4 protein-coding genes are annotated in these 3798 nt (G+C 50.7%); 1 reads left to right on the top strand and 3 read right to left on the bottom strand.

Going from position 1 to position 3798, the window contains the following annotated elements; genetic code table 11:
* Positions 1-78: 78 nt before the first annotated feature.
* A complete protein-coding gene (locus tag ACJAZW_RS15265; protein ID WP_415159644.1) occupies positions 79-1248 on the bottom strand; it encodes a M20 aminoacylase family protein in 1170 nt (389 codons plus the stop codon).
* Between the two features lie 137 nt (positions 1249-1385).
* Positions 1386-2216 (bottom strand): FG-GAP repeat domain-containing protein, encoded by an 831-nt coding sequence (locus ACJAZW_RS15270; protein WP_415159646.1) that lies wholly within the window; start codon positions 2214-2216, stop codon positions 1386-1388.
* 144 nt (positions 2217-2360) lie between these two features.
* Between ACJAZW_RS15270 and ACJAZW_RS15275 the strand changes: the two genes are divergently transcribed.
* Positions 2361-3548: an aromatic amino acid transaminase gene (locus ACJAZW_RS15275; RefSeq protein ID WP_415159648.1), complete on the top strand. Its 1188-nt coding sequence runs from the start codon at positions 2361-2363 to the stop codon at positions 3546-3548.
* 48 nt (positions 3549-3596) lie between these two features.
* Here ACJAZW_RS15275 and ACJAZW_RS15280 read toward each other — a convergent pair.
* The coding region (locus ACJAZW_RS15280; protein WP_415159650.1) for a MarR family winged helix-turn-helix transcriptional regulator at positions 3597-3798 on the bottom strand (202 nt) is incomplete at its 5' end.

Consider the following 3798-nt stretch of genomic DNA (forward strand, 5'->3'; position numbering starts at 1 on the left):
GCTCGACAAAGTAATCTAGGCACAAAAAAGCCCCGCACGATGGCGGGGCAAGGGACCTTTTTGGTCAGGAACTTTATTCTAGCTAGCAGGCATGGCCGTTTCAACCAGTTGCGCCCAATAGGACGAACCGAATGGGATCACCTCGTCATTAAAGTCATATGTGTCTTGGTGCAGACCTGCCGTGTCACCATTGCCAATCATAATAAACGCGCCGGGGCGTGCATTGGCCATGAATGAAAAGTCTTCACCGCCCATGGTCGGTGCAACATTGGTGTCGACCCGCTCGTCTCCCACCAATTTCTGTGCAATTGACGCGGCAAATGCTGTTTGCGCTGGTGCATTCATGGTTACAGGATAACCGTCATGATAATCCACATCCGCCTTGCCACCAAAGCTTGCGGCAATCGCTTGCGCCGTTGAAATCAGCCGAGCCTTCACGTTTTCGCGCACGTCAGGGTCTAGCGCCCGCACCGTGCCGCAAATTTCTACATTCATCGGGATAATGTTGAACGCGGTGCCGCCATTGATTTTAGTGGTCGACAAAACGGCGGAGTGAATTGGGTCAACATTGCGTGAAACGATAGTTTGCAGCGCTGTGATAATGTGGGCGGAAATGACCACTGGATCGACAGAAAGGTGAGGCATCGCCGCGTGGCTATCAACACCAGTAACGTTGATTGTCCATTGGTCAGCTGCGGCCATTATGCCACCTTCGCGGATCGCGAATTGACCAACTGGAATGCCAGGGAAATTGTGCATGCCGAACACTTCTTCGATGCCAAAGCGCTCCATCATCCCATCATCAACCATGGCTTTGCCGCCTGCGCCGCCTTCTTCAGCAGGCTGAAAAATCACCGCAACCGTGCCGTCAAAATTGCGGGTTTCGGCTAAATATTTTGCAGCGCCCAACAACATTGCTGTGTGACCATCGTGTCCACATGCATGCATTGCGCCGTCAGTTTTGGAGGCGTGTTCCAACCCGGTCTTTTCAAAAATCGGTAAAGCATCCATATCGGCGCGCAAGCCGATCACCCGCCCAGAACCGGTTTTGTTGCCTTTGATGATCCCAACAACACCAGTTTGCCCGATGCCCGGCACCACTTCATCGCAGCCAAAGCTTTTCAACAGTTCTTCAACTTTACCTGCGGTGCGATGCACCTCATACAAAATTTCGGGGTTTTCGTGCAGGTCGCGACGCCAGGCCGTGATCTCTTCATGAAATTCGGCAATGCGATTGATAATAGGCACTTTGTTCTCCCGGTAAGCTCTATTTGTAAGTCTATTGATGTGCGCTACTGGATGATCACGTCATCGCGCACTGGTTGGACCATTATTGTGCACCAACCTTTTCCCGTTGAAAAGCAAAATGTCAGACAATGTTCAACTTAATTCAGGTCGATAGCATGCTTTTCCCCATTTTGCAGGATCACGTTCAGGATTTGCTTTTCACCATTACCGCGCACTGAAAATGCACCGTCAACAGGACTGGGTAATGCCCAGCTTTTGAGCGTTTTGGGTGTTGGGAAAAGAGTAACAGCTTTTATGTTTTGTCGGTCAGAACCCGGCAATAACAGATCAATCACACCATCATTATTGACATCAAAATTGGCGCTCATCAGCTGGTTACGCGAGCCAATACGGTGGTTCGAGAACCCATCCATCGCAGCAACGCGTCGCAAATCTTTACCCGCCAAACGCCAAAATTCAAGCCGTTTGGTCAGATGCGGTTTTTGCACCAAGGCAATCTCGAGTTTTCCGTCACCATCATAATCGGCGATGCCAGCAGGGTTCAGCCAACGCGAGGGCAAACCGATATGAGGCGTTTGCGCCAGCAACGTAATTTCCTGATCGACGGAAAATACGGCCATCGCCGCGCCCTGTAAGATCGAACTCATCACCACAATCAGCTCATCTTTGCCATCATTGTCTAAGTCGGCCAAGCGCACGTGGCGATCTTCAATCACCAAATTCTGCGGCAAATCATATCGCAGGACGGTTCCGTTTCTGAGTTCAACGACCAGACTAGCCGCTTCAAACTGGTCGCCCAAAACAAAATGTTGATAGCGGGTGGTGGGGTTCGCCAACCATGCGCGCGCCACTTGGTTTTCACCTTTTACGACAAAACTGTTGGGCAAAGGCACTAACCCTTGCGCCATTGCTGGCAGAGAAAGTGCGAGAGCAAAAAAAAGCCAGCCAGCGAAGGGTAGGGAGCGCATAGACAATATTCCTGATCGTTTGGTTCAGAAAAACCAGTCTCTATTGAACCTATTTCCCATGCAAATCACTTGCTTGTTACGTTTGCGCTGGTTAACACAAATAGGTGCCAAATTCGACATAAACATCTAATCCGGAAATAGGTCATGTTTGAAAAACTATCCCCCGCACCAGAAGACAAAATTATTGCGCTCATCGCTGAATTTGCGGCAGACGATCGTGACAATAAGATCGATCTAGGCGTCGGCGTTTATAAAGACGCAACCGGCAATACGCCGATTATGACGGCTGTGCAAAAGGCGGAAGCCAAACGGGTGAAAGACCAAACCACCAAGACCTATGTGGGCATGGCCGGCAATATTGGCTTTAACAATGCCATGGTTGACCTTATTCTTGGTGACAGCATTTCGCGCGATCGCGTGCGCGCAGCCCAAGCGCCCGGCGGCACTGGCGCTCTACGTTTGATTGCAGATTTGTTGAACATCGCAAAGCCCGGCGCGACAGTTTACATTTCTGATCCAACTTGGCCAAACCACATTCCTTTGATGCAAGCGGCTGGTTTGAAAACCGCAACCTATCCATATTTTGACCCCGAAAAACGCAATGTGCGCTTTGATGATATGTGCGCTGCCGTTGCTAAAATGACCAGCGACGACATTTTGTTGCTGCACGGGTGCTGCCACAACCCAACCGGCGCAAACCTGACGAATGACCAGTGGGACAAACTCACCGACATTATCAAGGACGCTGGCGTGTTTGTGCTTGTCGATATCGCCTATCTCGGTTTTGGCGACGGTTTGGAAGAAGACGCATACGGTTTGCGCAAGCTTACTTCAACATTGACAGAAATGGCAGTTGCGGCTTCATGCTCTAAAAACTTTGGGCTTTACCGGGAGCGCGTCGGTTGCGCCATGATCATTGCCACAGATGAGCAATCAGCCAATGTCACATTCTCGCAACTGCTCGGCGCTGCGCGGGCTAACTATTCTATGCCACCCGATCACGGCGCTGAAATTGTGAATATCATCCTCAATGACAAAGAGCTGCGTGCCGAATGGGAAGCTGAATTGACCGACGTGCGCAATCACATGGTCACCATCCGCGAAAACCTGGCTGAAGCCATGCGCAAACGCTCTAACAGTGCTGACTATGATTTTATCGCGCAGCACCGCGGCATGTTTTCTTTGATCGGCATTACGCCAGAACAAGTGGCGAAGCTGAAAAAAGACAACGGCGTCTATATGGTGGGCAATTCGCGCATGAATATTGCTGGTCTTGGCGTCGACAAAATCGATATTTTTGCCGACGCGCTGGCCGAACTTACACGCGATTAAGAACGAACCAAATTTGCATCATTTTGCGGGGCCTTCAGGCCCCGTTTTTTATGCCAACTTACCCAACAGTTCAGCAAGTGTCGTCACTTCGGTTGCAGTCAGCTTTTTGCCTAACGCATTGTCCATGGCGGGGCCATAAACCGCCCACATTTGCTGGCGGATGCTGCGCCCTTGATCGGTGATTGTCAGCGCAATACCGCGCCCGTCTTCGGGACATTCATGCTTTTCAATCAGTCCTTTGGCTTCCATC

Origin of the sequence: Maritalea sp., assembly GCF_047634455.1 — a bacterium.
Lineage (GTDB): Bacteria > Pseudomonadota > Alphaproteobacteria > Rhizobiales > Devosiaceae > Maritalea.

Excerpts from the sequence above, each read along its gene's own strand:
- ACJAZW_RS15275 (WP_415159648.1), top strand. The coding sequence starts at position 2,361 with ATGTTTGAAAAACTATCCCCCGCACCAGAAGACAAAATTATTGCGCTC.
- ACJAZW_RS15270 (WP_415159646.1), bottom strand. The coding sequence starts at position 2,216 with ATGCGCTCCCTACCCTTCGCTGGCTGGCTTTTTTTTGCTCTCGCACTT.